Raw genomic sequence first — 18,509 nt, 5'->3', positions numbered from 1 at the left:
GCTGAAGGGGTGCACGCGCAGGTCCATACCGCCCGGCTTGTTCACACCAGTGACCTGGACGCCGAGACCCGCCAGAACGCCCAGCAGATGGTCACTGAGGCGTTCGCCGGTCCGACCGAATTCACCGACTCCGACTGGGACCACGCCCTCGGCGGGATGCACGCCATCATCGCCCACCGCGGTGCCCTGATCGCTCACGCTGCCGTCGTCCAGCGGCGCCTGCTCTACGCCGGCACATCGTTGCGCTGCGGCTACGTCGAAGGGGTCGCGGTCCGCGAAGACTGGCGTGGACAAGGACTGGCCCACGCCGTGATGGACGCCATCGAGCAGGTGATCCGCGGTGCCTACGACCTCGGTGCGCTGAGTTCGGGCCCGATCGGCGAGAAGATCTACCGCCCCCGCGGCTGGGTGCACTGGCAGGGACCCACCTCTGTGCTGGCCCCCGGCGGACCGACTCGCACCCCAGACGACGACGGATCGATCTTCGTGCTGCCAATCGACCTGGATCTCGACGTCACCGCCGAGCTCGCCTGCGACTGGCGCGACGGCGACGTCTGGTAGCTGGAATCACGCCGATAGATAGCAGACGGCATGTAATTGACAGCGGCCATTGGGGTTTCTCGGCCGGTGACCAGTTGACGGCCGTTCGCTAGACCGGCTGCACTGCAACAACTCTGCGCCATTCTGAGCGCGCGTAACCCGTTGACCAGCAAACCTGTGAGTTGGCTGTGCGCCATGTGGGACTGGGCTTTGATTGCTGCTACATAGCACGCGTGATATAGATACCGAGTGAGAAATCAGCTGACCGATCACGACGTCAGCGACTGCGTGGGCGATGCCCTGGACCAGGCAATGGACCTGACGATCCGATTTCTCAGCGACCGCGCCGACTTGAGCGCCTCCGCCGCGTTCACGATGAATCGGGTGTGCCGCGAAGGCCCTATCCGGCTGACCACACTGGCCGCCAGAGAAGGCGTCAGCCAGCCGTCGATGACCCAATTGGTTCAGCGGCTGGAACGCGCGGGCCTGGTGACCCGGCTCGCCGACCCCGATGACGGCAGGGCCTGCCTCGTCGGTATCACCGAGCAGGGCCAGGCGTTGCTCGACGAGCGCAAGCGCATGCGCCGGGAACGACTGGCGGCCTTGATGACAACGTTGACGGCCGACGAACAGATGCAACTGTGGCTCACGGCGCGGGTTGGGTTTCCGCTCATCAGCCAGCTCGTCGCCAATGCCGACTGTGCCGCCGCACAACGGCCGATTGATTGACGGAAGGTGTTCGGGTGAAAGCTATTCCGGTTGGCCGCGTGATGAAACGCATCTGGATCCCGGTGGTCCTGATCATCGTGTTGGCGGTGTCCGGCCTGGTCGTTTCACGCCTGCACAAGATGTTCGCATCGCAGGACCTGAACGCCGGCGCCGGTGCCGGCATCGAGATCGTCCAGTTCAACCCCAAGGTCATGGTCTACGACGTCTACGGCGCACCGGGGACCACGGCCCAGATCAGTTATTTCGACCCGGACGCCAAGGTGCACACCATCAATGCACCGCTGCCGTGGTCAATCACCTTGTCGACGACGTTGCCTGCCGTCAGCGCCAGCCTCATGGCGCAGACCGACGGTGACCAGATTGGATGCCGCGTCACAGTGAACGGAACCGTCCGTGAAGAGCAATCGGCCGATGGCGTCAATGCCCAAACCTACTGCCTGGTGAAGTCCGCATGACCAACACCATCACCGAGCCGGCACCCACCAGCAAGCCGCACCGGGCCGCGTTCCCCCGTCTGATTCGCATCCTGGCGCTGCCGATCATCCTGTTCTGGATCGTTGTCGCCGTTGGGGTGAACGTGCTCGCACCTCAGCTCGAGGTGGTCGGCGAGGCGCACGCGGCGCCGATGGCGCCCGAAGACGCGCCATCCATGAAGGCCATGAAGCTCATGGGCGCCAACTTCCAGGAGTTCAACTCCAACAGCACGATCATGATCGTGGTGGAGGGGCAGAAGCCGCTCGGCCCGGATGCCCATAAGTACTACGACGAGATCATCCGCAAACTGCAGCAGGATCCCGAGCACGTCCAGCACATCCAGGACTTCTGGGGCGATACGCTGACGGCTGCGGGTGCCCAGAGCGCCGACGGCAAAGCGTCCTACGTGATGCTGAACCTCGCCGGCGAGCAGGGTCAGACGCTGGCCAACGAAGGCGTCGACGCCGTCCGCAAGGTCATCAAGGACACACCGGCTCCGCCGGGCGTGCAGGCGTACGTCGCCGGGCCGGCCGCGCTCACCGACGATCTGCACGTCATCGGCAACGCCAGCCTCGCCGAGATCACGCTGATCACGCTTGTCGCGATCGCGGGCATGCTGCTGGTGGTTTACCGCTCCGTCCGCACCACGCTCATCCAGCTGTTCCTGACGTTCCTCGCACTGCTGACCGCGCGCGGTGTGGTGTCGGTTCTGGCCAGCCACGGCGCCTTCGGGTTGACCACGTTCGCCGGCAACATCCTCACGATGCTGGCGATCGCCGCAGCCACCGACTACGGCATCTTCATCTTCGGCCGGTATCGCGAAGACCGCGGGATGGGACTGGACCGCGACGAGTCCTACTACGCCACGTTCAAATCCGTCGCGCCCGTCATCGTCGGGTCCGGGCTGACCATCGCGGGAGCCACCTACTGTCTCAGTTTCGCGCGTCTGCCCTACTTCACCACCATGGGCGCCCCCGTTGCGGTCGGCATGATCGTGGTCGTGGCCATCGCGGTCACCCTCGGGCCTGCCGTGCTGTTCCTGGGCAGCAAAGTCGGCCTGTACGAGTCCAAGCGGCCTCCACAGAGCCGGTTCTGGCGACGTATCGGTACCGCGGTAGTACGTTGGCCCGCACCGATTTTCGTGGCAAGCCTGTTCGTTGTGCTGATCGGTCTGGTGGCGATCCCCGGGTACAAACCCGCCTACAACGACCGCTACTACCTGCCGACAGATGCCCCGGTCAATGAGGGCTTCGCCGCCGCCGACCGGCACTTCACCCAGGCCAGGATGAACCCCGACATCCTCATGGTCGAGGCCGACCATGACATGCGGAATCCGGCAGACATGCTGGTGCTGAACAAGATTGCCAGCAACGTGATGCACACCGAGGGCATCGCGATGGTCCAGAGCATTACCCGGCCCCTCGGGATCCCGATCCAGCACAGCTCGATTCCGTTTCAGACGAGTGTGGCGGGCCAGACCAGCAACATGAATCTGCCGTTCCAGCGGGATCAGTTGGACAATCAGCTCAAAACGGTTGACTCGATGAATGTTTCGATCGACATCCTGGAGAAGCAGTACCAGCTGTCCATCAAGCAGACCCAGCTCACCCAGGACTCGGCGGCCCGGTCACAGGACCTGCTCGATACCACCAAGGCGTTGCGCGACAACATCGCGAACTTCGACGACCAGTTCCGGCCGATGCGCAACTACCTCTACTGGGAACCGCACTGCTACGACATCCCCATCTGTGCCGCGGGACGATCCCTCTTCGACTCCCTCGACGGGATCGACGCAGTGACCGACAAAACCGAAGCGGTGCAGGGCAATACCGACCAGCTGGCTGCCATCGCGCCGCAGCTGACGGCACTGCTGCCGCAGACGATCGCGTCGATGAAGGTCAGCAGGGACCTGGCGTTGGCGTCGTACAACTCGCAGAAGGCCCAGCTCGATCAGACGCAGGCCACCAACGACACCGCACTGGCGATGGGGGAGAGCTTCGACCAGGCCAAGAACGACGACCTGTTCTTCCTGCCACCGGAGGCCTTCCAGAACCCCGACTTCGAGCGCGGCCTGAAGATGTTCCTCTCGCCAGACGGCAAGTCGACCCGCATGTTCATCACCCACGAGGGCGATCCGGCGACGGTCGACGGCATCGCCAGGGTCGAGTCGGAACGCAAGGCCGCACAGGAGGCCTTGAAGATGTCCTCCCTGTCGAACGCCAAGATTCACCTCGGCGGGGTCGCGGCGACCTACAAGGACATGGCCGACGGCGCGAGGTATGACCTGCTGATCGCCGTGATCTCGTCGCTGACGCTGATCTTCATGATCATGCTCATCCTGACCCGGAGTGCGGTCGCGGCACTCGTGATCGTCGGAACGGCAGGCAGTTCGATCGCCGCATCCTTCGGCATCTCGGTGCTGATCTGGCAGGACCTGTTCGGGAAACAGGTGCAGTGGCTCGTCATGCTGATGTCCGTCATCATCTTGTTGGCGGTCGGATCGGACTACAACCTGCTCCTGGTATCCCGGTTCAAGGATGAGATCCACGCCGGCCTGAAGACCGGCATCATCCGCTCCATGGCCGGCACGGGCGGTGTGGTGACCTCAGCCGGACTGGTGTTCGCCGCCACCATGGCGGGCATGATGGGCAGCAAGCTGATCGTGCTGGCTCAGATGGGCTCGACGATCGCGATCGGCCTACTGATCGACACCTTTATCGTGCGGTCGCTGCTGATGCCGTCGATCGCGACCATGCTGGGCCGCTGGTTCTGGTGGCCGCAGGTGGTCTATCCCCGGGGCGACAACCACTTCCGCAAGCCGCAGCCGCCCAAACCCACGAGCGAGGACGAGGAGACCGCAGCACTGCCCGCGCAGGCCTAGCGCCAGCGAGCCAGAATCTCGTTGGCGCGCAACGCCAGCGCGCGCTGCCAGAACGGCCCGAAACTGATCCGAGCCACGCCGAGCGGCCCGAACGACGCGAGGTCGTCGGACTCCGGGATCGCGATCGCGTTGATCGGCAGCGGTAGCTCAGTAGCCAAGCGGCGCAACGTGTCCGGCTCGTGCCGGCCCACCGGATAGAGCACATCCGCGCCCGCCTGTGCGGCCTCGGTGAGGCGAGCGATCGCCCGGTCCACTCGGTCGGCGTCGTCACCGTCGTTGCGCAGGAACAGATCGGTACGGGCGTTGACGACCACATGGACGCCCGCACTGTCGGCCGCTGCGCGCAATGCCCCGACCAGCTCGGCGTGCTCGCTGGACGAGCGCAGCCGCTTGCCCTCGCTGTGCACGGTGTCCTCGATGTTCAGCCCGACCGCACCGGCGCCCAGCAACCCCTCGATGAGCCGCTCAGCGGGCTGTGCGTAGCCCGATTCGATGTCCACCGACACCGGTGCGTCCACCGCGGCGGTGATCTGCGCTACGCGGGCGACGACGTCGTCGAAACTCATGCCTTCACCGTCGGGCTTGCCGACGGAGTCGGCCAGCGGATGGCTGCCGACGGTGAGGGCCACAAACCCGGCCTCCACCGCCAGCGTCGCCGACCAGGCGTCCCAGACCGTCGGGAGCACCACCGGATTGCCCGGCTGATGCAAGGCCAACAACGCCTCCGCACGTTCGGCAAGACTGTTCTGACTGGGCACCGGAGTCACCTCTCTTCATTCCTCGTCGTCGAACCGTTCTCCTGGCGGTGCAACACGACTGTCGACTCGCCATTCCCGACGTGACCTGTCTCACGTTGAGTTCCAAATGTGGCTAGCATCGATTGTCGTACTGTGATCCATGACACCTTCAGCCCAAGGAGGTCCCGTTGTCCACCACTACAGAATTGGCCGAACTTCACCATCTGATTGGCGGATTACGGCGCTGCGTCACCTCTTTGAAGACACGTTACGGCGACAGTCCGGCAATGCGCCGAATCGTCAACGACGCCGAACGCATCCTCAATGACGTGGAACTTCTTGATATCGACGCGAATGAGCTTGCCCTAACCCAGCAAACGGCGGTGGTCTCCGCGGAGAAGATCGGAATTCCCGACACTCCATACGACACCGCCTTCTGGCGAGACGTCGATGACGAAGGTGTTGGCGGCCATAATCGCCGCTGACCCCGATTTAACCGGGGTGCCGTGATCTGGGTACCCTCCGAAGAGTTTCTGCGAAGGGGATCACAGTAGATGAGCGCACCTGCGGCTAACCGCCCTGCGACCGGCGTCTTCTCACCGGGCCGTGCCCAGATACCGCAACGCACGCTGCGGACCGACAACTGGCTGAAGTCACCCATCGTCACCGACCTGGGTTTCGCCGCGTTCGTCATCTATGCGACGGTGCGGGCCTTCCAGCGGGACTACTTCTTCGTTCCGCAGTACCACTACCTCACGCCGTTCTACTCACCGTGCCTGAGCAAGGCATGCGGTGAGGCCAGCGATTTCTGGCCGCAGATCCTGCCCGCGTCGGGGCTGCTGTCCTTGCTGCCGTACGCCTTCCTGTCGCTGCCGTTCCTGCTGCTGTTCCGGCTGACCTGCTATTACTACCGCGGCGCCTATTACCGCTCGGTGTGGCAGTCCCCGACCGCCTGCGCAGTGGCAGAGCCCCACGCGAAATACACTGGCGAGACGCGCTTTCCGCTGATCATCCAGAACACTCACCGGTACTTCTTCTACATCGCCGGCATCATTTCGCTGATCAACACCTACGACGCGATCGTCGCCTTCCACTCCGAGACCGGCCCCGGTGGCTTCGGGTTCGGCCTGGGCAACATCATCCTGGTCGGCAACGTGGTGATGCTGTGGGTCTACACGATCTCCTGCCACTCCTGCCGCCACGTCACCGGCGGCCGGCTCAAGCACTTCTCGAAGCACCCGGTGCGGTACTGGATCTGGACGCAGGTCAGCAAGCTCAACACCCGGCACAAGCTGTATGCCTGGATCACGCTGGGCACGCTGATGCTGACCGATTTCTACGTCATGCTGGTGGCCAGTGGCGCCATCTCTGACCTGAGATTCGTTGGCTGACAACAACTTTCACCAACCATAGCTTGAGCGAGGACTAATGACGGTTGAGGTCGAACGGCATTCCTACGACGTAGTAGTGATCGGTGCCGGCGGCGCGGGCCTACGAGCGGTCATCGAAGCCCGGGAACGGGGTTTGAAGGTCGCCGTGGTGACGAAGTCACTGTTCGGCAAGGCACACACCGTCATGGCCGAGGGCGGTTGCGCCGCGGCCATGCGCAACGTCAATACCAAGGACAGCTGGCAGGTGCACTTCGGTGACACCATGCGCGGCGGCAAGTTCCTCAACAACTGGCGGATGGCCGAGCTGCATGCTCAGGAAGCCCCCGACCGGGTGTGGGAGCTGGAGACCTACGGCGCGCTGTTCGACCGCACCAAAGACGGCAAGATCAGCCAGCGCAACTTCGGTGGGCACACCTACCCGCGGCTGGCGCACGTCGGCGACCGCACCGGCCTGGAGATCATCCGCACCCTGCAGCAGAAGATCGTCTCGCTGCAGCAGGAGGACAAGAAGGAACTCGGCGACTACGAGGCCCGGATCAAGGTCTTCCACGAGTGCGCGATCACCGATCTGATCAAGGACGGCCCAGAAACTGGTGGGCGGATCGCCGGCGCCTTCGGGTACTGGCGCGAGACCGGCAAGTTCATCCTGTTCGAGACGCCGGCCGTGGTGCTCGCCACCGGCGGCATCGGCAAGTCGTTCAAGGTGTCGTCGAACTCCTGGGAGTACACCGGTGACGGGCACGCGCTGGCCCTGCGCGCGGGGTCCGGCCTGATCAACATGGAGTTCATCCAGTTCCACCCGACCGGCATGGTCTGGCCGCTGTCGGTGAAGGGCATTCTGGTCACCGAGGGCGTCCGCGGTGACGGCGGCGTGCTGAAGAACTCCGACGGCAAACGGTTCATGTTCGACTACATCCCCGACGTGTTCAAGGGGCAGTACGCCGAGACCGAAGAAGAAGCCGATCAGTGGCTCAAGGACAACGACTCCGCGCGCCGCACCCCTGACCTGCTGCCCCGCGACGAGGTCGCCCGTGCCATCAACGACGAGGTCAAGGCCGGCCGCGGCACCCCGCACGGGGGCGTCTACCTCGACATCGCCTCCCGCATGCCCGCCGAGGAGATCAAGCGGCGCCTGCCGTCGATGTATCACCAGTTCATCGAGCTGGCCGAGGTCGACATCACCAAGGACATGATGGAAGTCGGTCCGACCTGTCACTACGTGATGGGCGGCATCGAGGTCGATCCCGACACCGGCGCCGGCGCGACACCCGGCCTGTTCGCCGCGGGCGAGTGTTCGGGCGGTATGCACGGCTCGAACCGGCTCGGCGGCAACTCGCTGTCCGACCTGCTGGTGTTCGGCCGGCGCGCCGGACTCGGTGCGGCCGACTACGTGCGGGCCCTGTCCGCCCGCCCGACGGTGACGGACGCGGCGATCGACGAGGCCACCAAGCTGGCGCTGTCGCCGTTCGAGCCGAAGGCCAACCCCGAGAACCCTTACACCCTGCACGCCGAGCTCCAGCAGTCGATGAACGACCTGGCGGGCATCATCCGCAAGGAGGGTGAACTCGAAGAGGCGCTCGCCAAGATCGACGAGCTGAAGGCGCGCTACGCCAACGTCGTCGTCGAGGGTGGACGGCTCTTCAACCCCGGCTGGCACCTGGCGATCGACATGCGCAACATGCTGCTGGTCAGCGAGTGTGTGGCCAAGGCCGCGCTGCAGCGCACGGAAAGCCGTGGCGGACACACTCGCGACGACTTTCCCAAGATGGACGCCCACTGGCGCAACAAGCTGCTGGTCTGCCGGGTGGCACCCGGCGATGCCGGGGCGGTCGTGCCCAACGTGACGGTCACGCCTGAGCAGCAGCCTGTGATGCGGCCCGATCTGCTGGCCACGTTCGAGCTGTCCGAACTCGAGAAGTACTACACCGAAGACCAACTGGCCGAGCACCCTGAGCGGAAGGGCTGAAAATGGCTGCTTACGACGCGAAACTGCGGGTTTGGCGCGGCGACGAAGCCGGCGGCGACCTGCAGGACTACACCGTCGAGGTCAACGACGGCGAGGTGGTGCTCGACATCGTCCACCGGCTCCAGGCCACGCAGGCCGGCGACCTGGCGGTGCGCTGGAACTGCAAGGCCGGCAAGTGCGGTTCGTGTTCCGCCGAGATCAACGGCCGGCCACGGTTGATGTGTATGACCCGGATGTCGACGTTCGGCGAGGACGAGGTCGTGACGATCACCCCGCTGCGGACGTTCCCCGTGATGCGCGACCTGGTCACCGACGTCTCCTTCAACTACGAGAAGGCGCGGGAGATCCCGTCGTTCACTCCCCCGAAGGACCTGCAGCCCGGCGAATACCGCATGCAGCAGGAGGACGTGAACCGCAGCCAGGAATTCCGCAAGTGCATCGAGTGCTTCCTGTGCCAGAACGTGTGCCACGTCAACCGTGACCATGAGGAGAACAAGAAGTCCTTCGCCGGCCCGCGTTATCTGATGCGGCAGGCCGAACTGTCGATGCACCCGCTGGACACGCTGGACCGTCGCAACATGGCCCAGGAAGAGAACGGCCTCGGCTTCTGCAACATCACCAAGTGCTGCACCGAGGTCTGCCCCGAGCACATCAAGATCACCGACAACGCGCTGATCCCGATGAAGGAGCGCGTGGCCGACGCCAAGTACGACCCGATCGTGTGGCTCGGCAATAAGTTGTTCAGGCGCGACAAGTAAGTCAGCTCTTCGGCGAGCGGGCCGCGACATTTCCCCAGGGATTTCTCGCGGCCCGATCGTATTGGCGCCCCGCTGGGTAGCCTCCAGCCATGGGTAGCGTCCATAGCGTCAACGACATTCGCACGGCGATCCGCGAGCTGTCCGCCCGCGCCGAACTGGCTCGCAAGCAGGGCCGGCCCGACGACGCGGCCGAGATCGAGCAGCGCATCGCCGCCTATCGCGAAGAACTCGGCGAGCGGCCCTGACCCGCGCAGCGGGATCAGACTGGGCTAGGCGCCCAGTCTGCGGAATGTGCTGCGGTGAAAAACAATCGGCGGCACATCGTGCACGGTGATCTCCTTGACCCGGAGAACCACGATCGTGTGGTCGCCGGCGATCACCGACTGCTCGATCGAGCTCTGCAGCCACACGCTGGTGCCGTGCACGAACACCGCGCCGGTCTCGTGTGAGTGGGTCTCCAGCCCGGCGAAGCGGTCCCCGGTCTTGGCCGCGAGCGTGCGCGCCGCCGCGTCATGCGACTCACCAAGAAGGCTGATACCCAGCGACGGCAGGTCCTTGAGTTTGGGCCAGGTCTCCGAGTTGTTCTGCACACAGAACGAGACGAGCGGCGGATCCAGCGAGACGGGCACAAAGGTGCTCGCCGCCAGACCGACCCGAACGCCATCGACTTCCGCGGCGATGGCGATGACACCGGACGGGAAATGACCGAACGCCTCACGCAGCGAGGCGGGGCTCAAATCTGTGTTGCTCATAGCACTCCGATCTTCCCATGTGACGGTCGGCGTCGGCCACAGCAGGGTGAGGCCTGATTCAAATACCCGTTGAGTAGCCTTGGGCCGTGCCGAACGTTTCAATCCTGTCCGTGCTGCGGGAACGCGCGGGTCTCACCCCAGACGACGTCGCCTTCACGTTCACCGATTACGACCGGGATTGGAACGGCATCGCGGAGAGCCTGACCTGGGCACAGCTGTATCGCCGAACACTCAACGTCGCACACGAGATCAGCCAGCAGGGCGCTCCCGGCGACCGGGCACTGATCATCGCGCCGCAGGGCCTGCCCTACATCGTCGCGTTCCTGGGGGCTATGCAGGCCGGGTTCATCGCCGTCCCGCTGTCGGTTCCGGTGCCCGGCTCCCACGACGAGCGAGTCAGCGCAGTGGTCACCGACACATCGCCGACCGTAATGCTGACCACCTCCGATGTCTTCGAGGTCGCCGCGCAGTACGTCGACGACGGCGCCGCCGTCATCGCCACGATTGCCGTCGACACCCTCGATCTCGACGCAGCCAGGCCCCTCGATCCCGAGATACCGGACGGTCCTGACATCGCCTATTTGCAGTACACGTCCGGGTCGACGCGGCTGCCGGCGGGCGTGATGATCTCGCACCGCAACATGTGCGCGAATTTCGAACAGTTGATGGCGGAATACGTGCCTCACTACGGCGGTGAGTTCCCACCGGGAACCGGCCTGGTCTCGTGGCTGCCGTTCTACCACGACATGGGCCTGATGCTGGGGATCGGTGCACCCATCCTCAGCGGGCACCCGGCGGACCTGATGAGCCCGATCGCGTTCCTGACCCGCCCGGCACGATGGTTACACGCGATGGCCCGCCAACCGAAGGCGTGGTCGGCGGCGCCCAATTTCGCCTTCGACCTGACCGCAAGGCGCACGACCGACGACGAACTGGACGGCCTCGATCTCAGCGGGGTGATCGGCATCATCAACGGGGCCGAACGCATCCACCCCGAGACCGTCGTCAGGTTCAACGAACGCCTCGCCCCGATTGGTCTTCGCCCCGAGGTGATGGCACCCTCCTACGGCCTGGCCGAGGCGACGGTCTACGTCGCCAGCAGCACCGCGAACGAGGTGCCAGACGTTGTCGACTTCGACATCGACGATCTGTCCCAGGGCGTGGCCGTACGCAAACCCGGCGGGACCCCGTTGTTGCGTTACCAGCTGCCGGTGTCGCCACTGGTGCGCATCGTCGACGCCGACACCTGCCAACTGTGCCCGGACGGAACCGTCGGCGAGATCTGGACGCACGGTGACAACGTCTCCGCCGGGTACTGGCGCAAGCCCGAGCAGACGGGATCCGCGTTCGGCGCCACGTTGACCGGCCCGCATGAAGACGACCCCACCGTCCCGACGACCGGCTGGCTGCGTACCGGAGACCAAGGCTTCATCTCCGAAGGCGACTTCTTCATCGTGGGACGCATCAAAGACATGCTGATCGTCCGCGGCCGCAACCACTACTCCGACGACATCGAGGCGACGGTCCAGAAGATCACCCACGGCCGGGTGGCGGCCATCGCGGTATCCGACGAGGAGACCGAGACGCTGGTCACCGTCGTCGAGCTGAAGACGCCTGCGGATGCCGACGTGCTCGCCGCGGTGAAAAGTGATGTGGTCGCCGCGATTTCGCGCGCGCACGGTTTGCAGGTCGCCGATATCGTGCTGGTGGAAGCCGGGTCGATGCCCACCACCACGAGTGGCAAGATCCGCCGGGCCGCGTGCGTCGAGCAGTACCGGCAAGGACATTTCGTGCGGTTGGATGCGTAGCTGATCAGCCGATGTGGTTCACCCTCCTGGTGATGGCTGCCGCAGTCAGTCTGGAACCTTTTCGTATCGGGATGTCCGTACTGATGCTGAATCGTCCCCGCCCCCATCTTCAGCTGACCGCCTTCCTCTGTGGCGGCTTCCTGATGGGCCTGACCGTCGGTGTGGTGGTGTTGTTCGCGCTCGAGTCCCGCATTCCCGCGTCGGCTCATTTCACGCTGCCCAGGGTGCAGATCGTGATCGGAGTGCTGGCCCTGCTGGCGGCGGGGCTCCTGGCCATCACCAAGGGACGCGAGCGGACACCGCCCGCCTGGCTGACCCGGCTGCTCGACGGCCAGTCACTGTGGGTCGCCGGTGTGGCTGGTCTCGGTATCGCGCTGCCGTCCATCGACTACCTGGCGGCGTTGGCAGTGATCGCGGCGGGCACCAACGCCCCCGCCGTCCGATTCGGGGCGCTGGTGAGCTTCAACGTGGTGGCTTTCGCACTCGTGGAGATCCCGCTTCTGGCCTATCTGGTTGCCCCGCAACGCACACACGCGGCGATGACCGCCCTGCACCGCTGGGTCAGGGCGCGGCGCCGGCGCGAGGTCGCGGTGCTACTGGCCGTCGTCGGCGTCGTGCTGCTCTGCGCGGGTCTGCTTGGCGTCTAGTGGGTGCTTGGACCGTGATCCACTACGTACTGCAAGCCGGCCATCAGTTGCGAAACTGGATCCGTGCCACCGCCGAATGCGGCCTGGGTGGCCGGCGCGGTGACAGCGGCGGGGTCGTAGCCGTGCACAGGGTCCACTTCGATCGGCGCGGTCAGCGGATCGTCGTTACGCGAATAGCCTGCGTCCACTGAGGGTTTCAGCACCGCATCCAACTTGTTGAGCGTCGCCTCGTCCACGCCGAGATACTTGAACGGCAACACCAGTGGCAGGTGCTGTTCGGGGACCATGTACGTGGTGATCTTGGCGCCCCTGGAGTTCACGGTCGTCGCGATGTTCTGGGGCGGAACCATGCTCGGGTTGGTGAACGCCACGGCGGTATGTCCCGTCGCCAGTCCCACGACCGCGTTGGCCACCGACATCCAATTGTCCTGCCGGTCCGGCCAATCCGCGATGCTGTCGTACGCCGAGACGAAGCGGTAGGAGTCGTACTGGCTGTCTACCGGAGGCGGGATCGTGTAGTCGAGGGCCGGCACGGTGCTGCCCACCGGGAAGTTCTGGGCGAGGAAGCCCGCGCCGAACGCGTGGGGTGAGATCGGATCACCATAGGTGGCGAAGGACAACTGGTTTGGCGGCGGCGCGTTCGGATCGCTGGCGAGCCGGTTCTGCACGGCGTTGAGCACCATCGCACCCTCGGACAGTCCGATCGCGGTTCCGGGCCCGCCGTCCTGGATCGCCCGAAGGACGTTGCCTTCGCCGACGTCCACCGACTCGCCGATACTCGGGCCGTCGATACCCAGGCCCGGGAAGTCGTCGTCCAGCTTGCCGATGCCGGGGAACAGGCGCTCCAACGTGTGGCCCTGGACCTGTCCGGCGGGGTAGTCGACGATCTGCCGGTCAAGGCCGGGGAACCAGTCCGCACCGGTGCGGCGGATGTACTCGTCATAGGGGATGCCGAGGACGTGGGCGCCGCCCAGGGCATATCCGCGGCCGGGCGTACCGATCGGGGGGCCGTCGTTGTTCGGCTGGCTCGGTGGTGGCTGATCGGCGGCTGCGATTCCGCCGGTGGCGCACAGGGTCAACAGCGTGGTCGCCGTGGCGAGTAGCTTCTTCATGCCTTAACGCTCCCCTGCGACTTCAGTCGTGACGGCCACCAGTTCGCCTTTCCGACCAGGGTAGCCACGGCGGGCACCGTGACAGTCCGGACCAGGAATGTGTCCAGCAGGATTCCGGCACCGATGACAAACCCGCCCTGAACCACGGTACCGATGCTGGAGAAGAGCAACCCCCACATCGAGGCCGCGAAGATCAGACCCGCCGCGGTGATGACGCCCCCGGTCGACGACAACGTCCGGATGACGCCGTAGCGCGTGCCGCCGAAGGACTCGTCGCGCAATCGGGACGCGAACAGCAGGTTGTAGTCGGCTCCCACCGCGACCAGCACGACGAACGCCAGCGGGGGCACCGTCCAGTGCAGCTGTTGGTGGAACAGGTACTGGAAGACCAGCACGCCGATTCCGAGAGCGGCGAAGTACGAAAGCACCACGGAACCAACCAGATACAGCGGTGCGATGACGGCGCGCAGCAGCAGCATCAACGTCAGCAGCACCACGATCATGGTGACGGCGATGATGAACCTGATGTCCTGTTGGTAGTAGTCGCGCGTGTCGCGCAGCGCGGCGGGATAACCACCCATCGAGATCGTGGCGTCCGACAGACTGGTATTCGGCTGCGCACTTCGTGCCGCATCGCTGATGGCATTGACCTGATCCATGGCCGCAGCGCTGAACGGGTCGAGTTTGGTGAGCACCAGATACCGCACCGAGTGCCCGTCAGGCGAGATGAACATCTTGGCGGCCATCTTGAAGTCGGGCAGATCGAGAACCTCAGGCGGAATGTTGAACCCCGCCATCGCCGGCGTCGCGGCGCCCTGCTTCATCGACAACAGGAATGCCGCCGCCTGATCGAGTCCGGTTCGCATCAGCTTGATCTGGTCGACAACTTCGTCCACACCGTTGGACACGTCCCGGCTGCCGCTGGCCGCCCGATCGGCGCCCTGCCGGAGCTTGCTGGTGCCTGCCTGCGCGCCACCGGGCGAGTCCAGCCCCATGGTGTGCATAACCTTCTGCAGCTTGCCGAAGGCATCACTGAGCTGGCGCAGGGTCGCGTCCAGCGACTGCCGGTCCTGCATCGACTGCAATTGCCCCGCCAGAGAGTTGATCTCGTCGAGAGTGCCGTCATTACGCGCGTCGACGAGTGCCTGGAAATGGCCTCGGGTCTCGGCGCAGGAGGGATCGAGGTCGCAGACGGCGTTTCCGTGCAACGCCACCAGCACCGGCCCCACCCAGGCGAACATGTCCCTGGCCGCGGTGAAGCTCACGCCCATCGAGTTGCCGAGCCGGTTGACAGCGTTCACGAGCTTGGCCGCGACTTCGACGTTCTTCACCAGTGTGTCGCCGCTGTATTGGCCCTTGATCGCCGTGAACGCGTCGACCACACTCTGCACGCTGCCTGCGATCTGCCCCACCTGGCCCCGCACGTCACCCAGGTTGTTCGCGAGTGTGTTGGCGCCGCCGGCCAGCCGGTTCAGGTCGTTCATGTTGGCGGCGATCATCGCCGAACCGGTGCCCAGACGGTCTCCGACCAGGCCGGCCTGATACGTAGCCCGGAACTCTTTCGGTACCTCCCCGAGCGGCCGGGTGATGCCGCTGACCATCGAGATATTCGGCAGCTGGCTGATCCGCCCGGCCATCTGCTCCAGGTCCGCGAGGGCCTGCGGATTCCGCAGGTCGCGGGGTGAGCGGACGAGCACGTAGGACGGGATGGATTGGTTGAGGTCGAAATGGCGTTCCAGCGCGGTGTAGCCCACTGAGCTCGGGTCCGCTGGGGACACCGCCTTGCGATCGTCGTAGTTGTATCGCGCCAGCCCCACGCAACTGGCCAGCAGGATCAGGATCAGCACGCTGGCCACCAGGTGCAGTCGCGGCCTGCGCACGATGCGGATCCCCGACCGTCGCCACCACCGTGCGGTCAGTTCACGCCGAGGCGTAATCCAGCCCCGTGGGCCGACCAGCGCGATGATGGCCGGCAACAGCGTGAGAGCGGCCAGGTAGGCCACCCCGACCCCGATCGCCGATGACACGCCGACGGTGGAGAAAACACCCATCTTGGCGAAGCTGATGCCCAGGAAGGTGATTCCGATGGTGGCAGCCGATGCGGTGATCACCTTGCCCACCGAGCCCAACGCGTGCCGTACTGCGTCGTCGGAGCTCTCACCGCGCCGCACATAGTCGTGATAACGGCTGATCAGGAAGACCGCGTAATCCGTTCCGGCACCAGCGATTATCGCGCTCAGCAGGATGATCGCCTGGTTTGACACACCCAGACCGGTCAGTTGGGACAATCCTGCGACCACCGACTGAGCGATCACCAAAGACGACCCGATCCCGACCAACGGCAGCAGCATGGTGATCGGATTGCGATACACCACAAGCAATACGGCCAGAACAAGCACCGCGATCGCGATTTCGATTGGCAGCCGGTCCTTTTGACCGGCGATGGTGAGGTCGGCGACGGTGGCCGCCGGCCCCGTCAGGTGCACTTCCAAGGGGCTGCCCGCGGTGCTCTGCCTGACAATATTGGCCACCCGGTTGTAGGCGGCATACGACTCCGGGGTGCCCAACGCGCCCACCAGCCCAACCGGCACCACCCAGGACTTATTGTCTTTGCTCGTCAAAAATGAACGCAGAGCGGGAGTTTCGACGAAATCCTGCAGCATCACGACGTCGTGCTGGTCTTCACGCAGAGCGCCCACGAGCTTGCGGTAGGTCGCTTCGTGCGAAGGACTGAGTCCACGCTCGTCGGTCAGGACCACCAATAGCAGGTCGTCGCCGCCGGGTTCCTTGAACGCTTCGGTCATCTGCCGGGCCGCCACGCTCGACGGAGCGTCCCCCGGCAACGTGACCAGTGGATGCTTCTCGGCCATATCGTTCAGGCTCGGAAGCGTCAGCGGTAGCGCCACCGCCAACGCGACCCAGAGCCCAATCACCGCCCAAGGCCACCGCACCACAAAATCGGCTAGCCGTCGCACAACGTCCTCACCTGTGTTCCTCGTACGCGTGAGGTCCCGCTACTCACAACACGTCACCAATGCCCGCTGTCTGCGATCCGTTCGCACACCGACTTCATCGCGGCTATGTATCGGGCAACCGACTTCTGCGCGATCGGGTTATCCGGGAACATCACCGACATCACGGTTCCAGCCTCGTACCGGAATATATAGATCGTCAGCTGATAAGAGAATCGTCCGTCGGAGTAAATGCCGATGTTATTGGAATAGCCCATGTCAGCGGCGGCGAGCACGGCGTTGAGCGGAGCGGCCCCGCCGTGCAGGAAGTTCGAGACCGGGAAGTTCGGCCGGGGCTTGTCCAACCACGGCGCGAGTTCCAGCACGCGGTAGTAGGGCACTCTTGCCAGGCTCAGTCCCGAATCGAACGAATTCTGTGCCGCCCAGGCGGCTTCACCGAACGTCGTCGCGGCGATCGGGACGGTTATCGGCACCAGGCCGGTGAACCAACCCTGCGTGGTGAAGTTGTCCGAAGTCCTGCGGGTATCCCGCGGTGTGAGCCCGTAATAGGTTGCGGCACCGGTCAACTCATGCTCCGCCATGGCGGTGCAGGCAAACAGCCCCCCGACGAAGCGGACACCTGCCGTCGTGCAAGCCGATTCGAATCTCGCGGTCTGCTCGGCGTCCAACAGTATGTCGCCGACCATGTCCGCGACCGTCGGTTCCAGCGGATTACCCAGCGGCAGCGGAAATTCCGGCAGAGTGCCGTTATTGTCCTCGGCAAACTCGATCCAAGCGCGGACCTCGGGGGAATCGACCGTCAAATCCGCGGTCGACTTGTGTTCGTTGAGGCAGAAATCGTCGAAACTGCCGGCCTCAGGCAGTGCCATGGGTTGCCCGGTCATCAACAGCGATGTGTACATGCCGTGGGCTTCGAGCATGGTGATTCCAATGAGCGCCGCGTCCCCGTGCACATGGTCGATGCTGGCGTAGAAATCAAAGTGATCCGCACTCTGCACAATGCCGAATGAGAAGCATCCCCATTCCAGCGGAGTGGGTATGTCAACAATGTGTTTGCGCGCGTCTTCGGCGCCCATTTCGCCGTGATCAATGGGCTCGAATTCGATATCGGCCGCATCGGCGATGGTGCGCCGGACGATATCTCCAGAACCGGAATACTCGAACCAACTCCGATAGGTGTCATGGCGGCGCAAGTACGCGTTGAGCGCATGGTTCATGGCAGAAATATCGCACTGACCAGGAACTTCACAGGTCGCGATGATTTGCCGTGAATAGTCGAGGCCAGCAGCGTCCTGTTCGTACACGCCACGAATGTGTTGCCCCTGCATATAGCTCACGGGGACCGAACTGACGGGTGCCTGTCGGGCCTTCTCCATAGCCGCAGTTGTCGGATGCCAGGAGATCACAACACCGGGGCTCGGCGACCAATCATCGATTGTGCCGATTGAAATCTTCCCGATATGCAATATTTCCCTCCCGGGTCGGTACGGCTACGGCCGGGGACCGGCGACGCTCGTGGCCAGACCAACATAGCGCCTGAGCCTGTGCCGGTCGCCGAAGGACCCGATGGCGCTGCTCAGAGGCGGTAGCAGGCCCCGATCCGAGGCGCTGGCGCGCTAGCCTACGGCGACACTGTCAAGAGGGCACGAAAGCACGACCTTCAGCAACGCACATGCAATACTGGCCGTCGGGAGATGAGCCGGCCGTCGCTGTCGGGAGATGACCGGGCTGGCCGTTCGGAC

Annotated in this window: 16 protein-coding genes; 11 read left to right on the top strand and 5 right to left on the bottom strand. The window is 64.5% G+C overall.

Going from position 1 to position 18,509, the window contains the following annotated elements; translation table 11 throughout:
• Positions 1-9 precede the first annotated feature (9 nt).
• From CG716_RS06485 to CG716_RS06470, 4 genes are all read left to right on the top strand, one after another.
• Positions 10-561, top strand: coding sequence for a GNAT family N-acetyltransferase (locus CG716_RS06485; protein WP_094477614.1), 552 nt, complete (start codon positions 10-12; stop codon positions 559-561).
• A gap of 228 nt (positions 562-789) precedes the next feature.
• Positions 790-1,269, top strand: coding sequence for a MarR family winged helix-turn-helix transcriptional regulator (locus tag CG716_RS06480; protein ID WP_234817728.1), 480 nt, complete (start codon positions 790-792; stop codon positions 1,267-1,269).
• Between the two features lie 41 nt (positions 1,270-1,310).
• Positions 1,311-1,724 carry an MmpS family transport accessory protein gene (locus CG716_RS06475; RefSeq protein ID WP_165774053.1) on the top strand — a complete coding sequence of 138 codons (414 nt, stop codon included), beginning with the start codon at positions 1,311-1,313 and terminating at the stop codon, positions 1,722-1,724.
• Positions 1,721-4,624, top strand: a complete 2,904-nt coding sequence (locus tag CG716_RS06470) for an MMPL/RND family transporter (RefSeq protein WP_165774041.1) — start codon at positions 1,721-1,723, stop codon at positions 4,622-4,624. The genes CG716_RS06475 and CG716_RS06470 overlap by 4 nt, the downstream gene beginning before the upstream one ends.
• On the opposite strand, the gene CG716_RS06465 is transcribed toward CG716_RS06470, so the two are convergent.
• On the bottom strand, positions 4,621-5,382 hold the full coding sequence (locus CG716_RS06465; protein ID WP_094477878.1) for an isocitrate lyase/PEP mutase family protein: 762 nt from the start codon (positions 5,380-5,382) through the stop codon (positions 4,621-4,623). The genes CG716_RS06470 and CG716_RS06465 overlap by 4 nt on opposite strands.
• A 167-nt stretch (positions 5,383-5,549) precedes the next feature.
• On the opposite strand from CG716_RS06465, the gene CG716_RS06460 reads away from it, so the two are divergent.
• The 5 genes from CG716_RS06460 to CG716_RS06440 all read left to right on the top strand — a co-directional run bounded on the left by CG716_RS06460 (position 5,550) and on the right by CG716_RS06440 (position 9,721).
• Entirely contained in the window at positions 5,550-5,846 is a 297-nt protein-coding gene (locus CG716_RS06460; protein WP_094477610.1) for an Rv0250c family protein, read from the top strand.
• 69 nt (positions 5,847-5,915) lie between these two features.
• Positions 5,916-6,752 (top strand): succinate dehydrogenase subunit SdhC, encoded by an 837-nt coding sequence (locus CG716_RS06455; protein ID WP_094477608.1) that lies wholly within the window; start codon positions 5,916-5,918, stop codon positions 6,750-6,752.
• A 37-nt stretch (positions 6,753-6,789) separates the two neighbouring features.
• On the top strand, positions 6,790-8,718 hold the full coding sequence (locus CG716_RS06450) for a fumarate reductase/succinate dehydrogenase flavoprotein subunit (RefSeq protein ID WP_094477606.1): 1,929 nt from the start codon (positions 6,790-6,792) through the stop codon (positions 8,716-8,718).
• Between the two features lie 2 nt (positions 8,719-8,720).
• Positions 8,721-9,476, top strand: a complete 756-nt coding sequence (locus tag CG716_RS06445; RefSeq protein ID WP_094477604.1) for a succinate dehydrogenase/fumarate reductase iron-sulfur subunit — start codon at positions 8,721-8,723, stop codon at positions 9,474-9,476.
• A gap of 89 nt (positions 9,477-9,565) precedes the next feature.
• Positions 9,566-9,721 (top strand): hypothetical protein, encoded by a 156-nt coding sequence (locus CG716_RS06440; RefSeq protein WP_094477602.1) that lies wholly within the window; start codon positions 9,566-9,568, stop codon positions 9,719-9,721.
• 24 nt (positions 9,722-9,745) lie between these two features.
• On the opposite strand, the gene CG716_RS06435 is transcribed toward CG716_RS06440, so the two are convergent.
• Positions 9,746-10,228: a flavin reductase family protein gene (locus tag CG716_RS06435; RefSeq protein WP_094477600.1), complete on the bottom strand. Its 483-nt coding sequence runs from the start codon at positions 10,226-10,228 to the stop codon at positions 9,746-9,748.
• Positions 10,229-10,314: 86 nt separating this feature from the next.
• On the opposite strand from CG716_RS06435, the gene CG716_RS06430 reads away from it, so the two are divergent.
• Both CG716_RS06430 and CG716_RS06425 read left to right on the top strand, forming a co-directional pair.
• A complete protein-coding gene (locus tag CG716_RS06430; RefSeq protein WP_094477598.1) occupies positions 10,315-12,036 on the top strand; it encodes an AMP-binding protein in 1,722 nt (573 codons plus the stop codon).
• 11 nt (positions 12,037-12,047) lie between these two features.
• Complete coding sequence (locus CG716_RS06425; RefSeq protein ID WP_094477596.1) at positions 12,048-12,683, top strand: GAP family protein; 636 nt, start codon at positions 12,048-12,050, stop codon at positions 12,681-12,683.
• Here CG716_RS06425 and pe read toward each other — a convergent pair.
• The 3 genes from pe to CG716_RS06410 are packed head-to-tail and all read right to left on the bottom strand — an operon-like array spanning position 12,680 to position 18,233.
• On the bottom strand, positions 12,680-13,795 hold the full coding sequence (gene pe / locus CG716_RS06420) for an acyltransferase PE (RefSeq protein WP_094477594.1): 1,116 nt from the start codon (positions 13,793-13,795) through the stop codon (positions 12,680-12,682). The genes CG716_RS06425 and pe overlap by 4 nt on opposite strands.
• On the bottom strand, positions 13,792-16,770 hold the full coding sequence (locus CG716_RS06415; RefSeq protein WP_094477592.1) for an MMPL/RND family transporter: 2,979 nt from the start codon (positions 16,768-16,770) through the stop codon (positions 13,792-13,794). Before CG716_RS06415 ends, pe begins: the two co-directional genes overlap by 4 nt.
• A 53-nt stretch (positions 16,771-16,823) precedes the next feature.
• Positions 16,824-18,233, bottom strand: a complete 1,410-nt coding sequence (locus CG716_RS06410) for a condensation domain-containing protein (RefSeq protein WP_094477590.1) — start codon at positions 18,231-18,233, stop codon at positions 16,824-16,826.
• Between the last annotated feature and the right edge of the window lie 276 nt (positions 18,234-18,509).

The organism is Mycolicibacterium sphagni, from assembly GCF_002250655.1.
In the GTDB taxonomy this organism is placed as follows: Bacteria; Actinomycetota; Actinomycetes; order Mycobacteriales; family Mycobacteriaceae; genus Mycobacterium; species Mycobacterium sphagni.
The sequence above is the reverse complement of the archived record's forward strand: the minus strand, read 5'-3'. Positions and strand labels throughout refer to the sequence as shown.

Coding starts and splice junctions, on each gene's coding strand:
- CG716_RS06435 (WP_094477600.1), bottom strand. CDS start 10,228: ATGAGCAACACAGATTTGAGCCCCGCCTCGCTGCGTGAGGCGTTCGGT.
- CG716_RS06475 (WP_165774053.1), top strand. CDS start 1,311: ATGAAACGCATCTGGATCCCGGTGGTCCTGATCATCGTGTTGGCGGTG.
- CG716_RS06425 (WP_094477596.1), top strand. CDS start 12,048: ATGTGGTTCACCCTCCTGGTGATGGCTGCCGCAGTCAGTCTGGAACCT.
- pe (WP_094477594.1), bottom strand. CDS start 13,795: ATGAAGAAGCTACTCGCCACGGCGACCACGCTGTTGACCCTGTGCGCC.
- CG716_RS06470 (WP_165774041.1), top strand. CDS start 1,721: ATGACCAACACCATCACCGAGCCGGCACCCACCAGCAAGCCGCACCGG.
- CG716_RS06450 (WP_094477606.1), top strand. CDS start 6,790: ATGACGGTTGAGGTCGAACGGCATTCCTACGACGTAGTAGTGATCGGT.
- CG716_RS06445 (WP_094477604.1), top strand. CDS start 8,721: ATGGCTGCTTACGACGCGAAACTGCGGGTTTGGCGCGGCGACGAAGCC.
- CG716_RS06440 (WP_094477602.1), top strand. CDS start 9,566: ATGGGTAGCGTCCATAGCGTCAACGACATTCGCACGGCGATCCGCGAG.
- CG716_RS06455 (WP_094477608.1), top strand. CDS start 5,916: ATGAGCGCACCTGCGGCTAACCGCCCTGCGACCGGCGTCTTCTCACCG.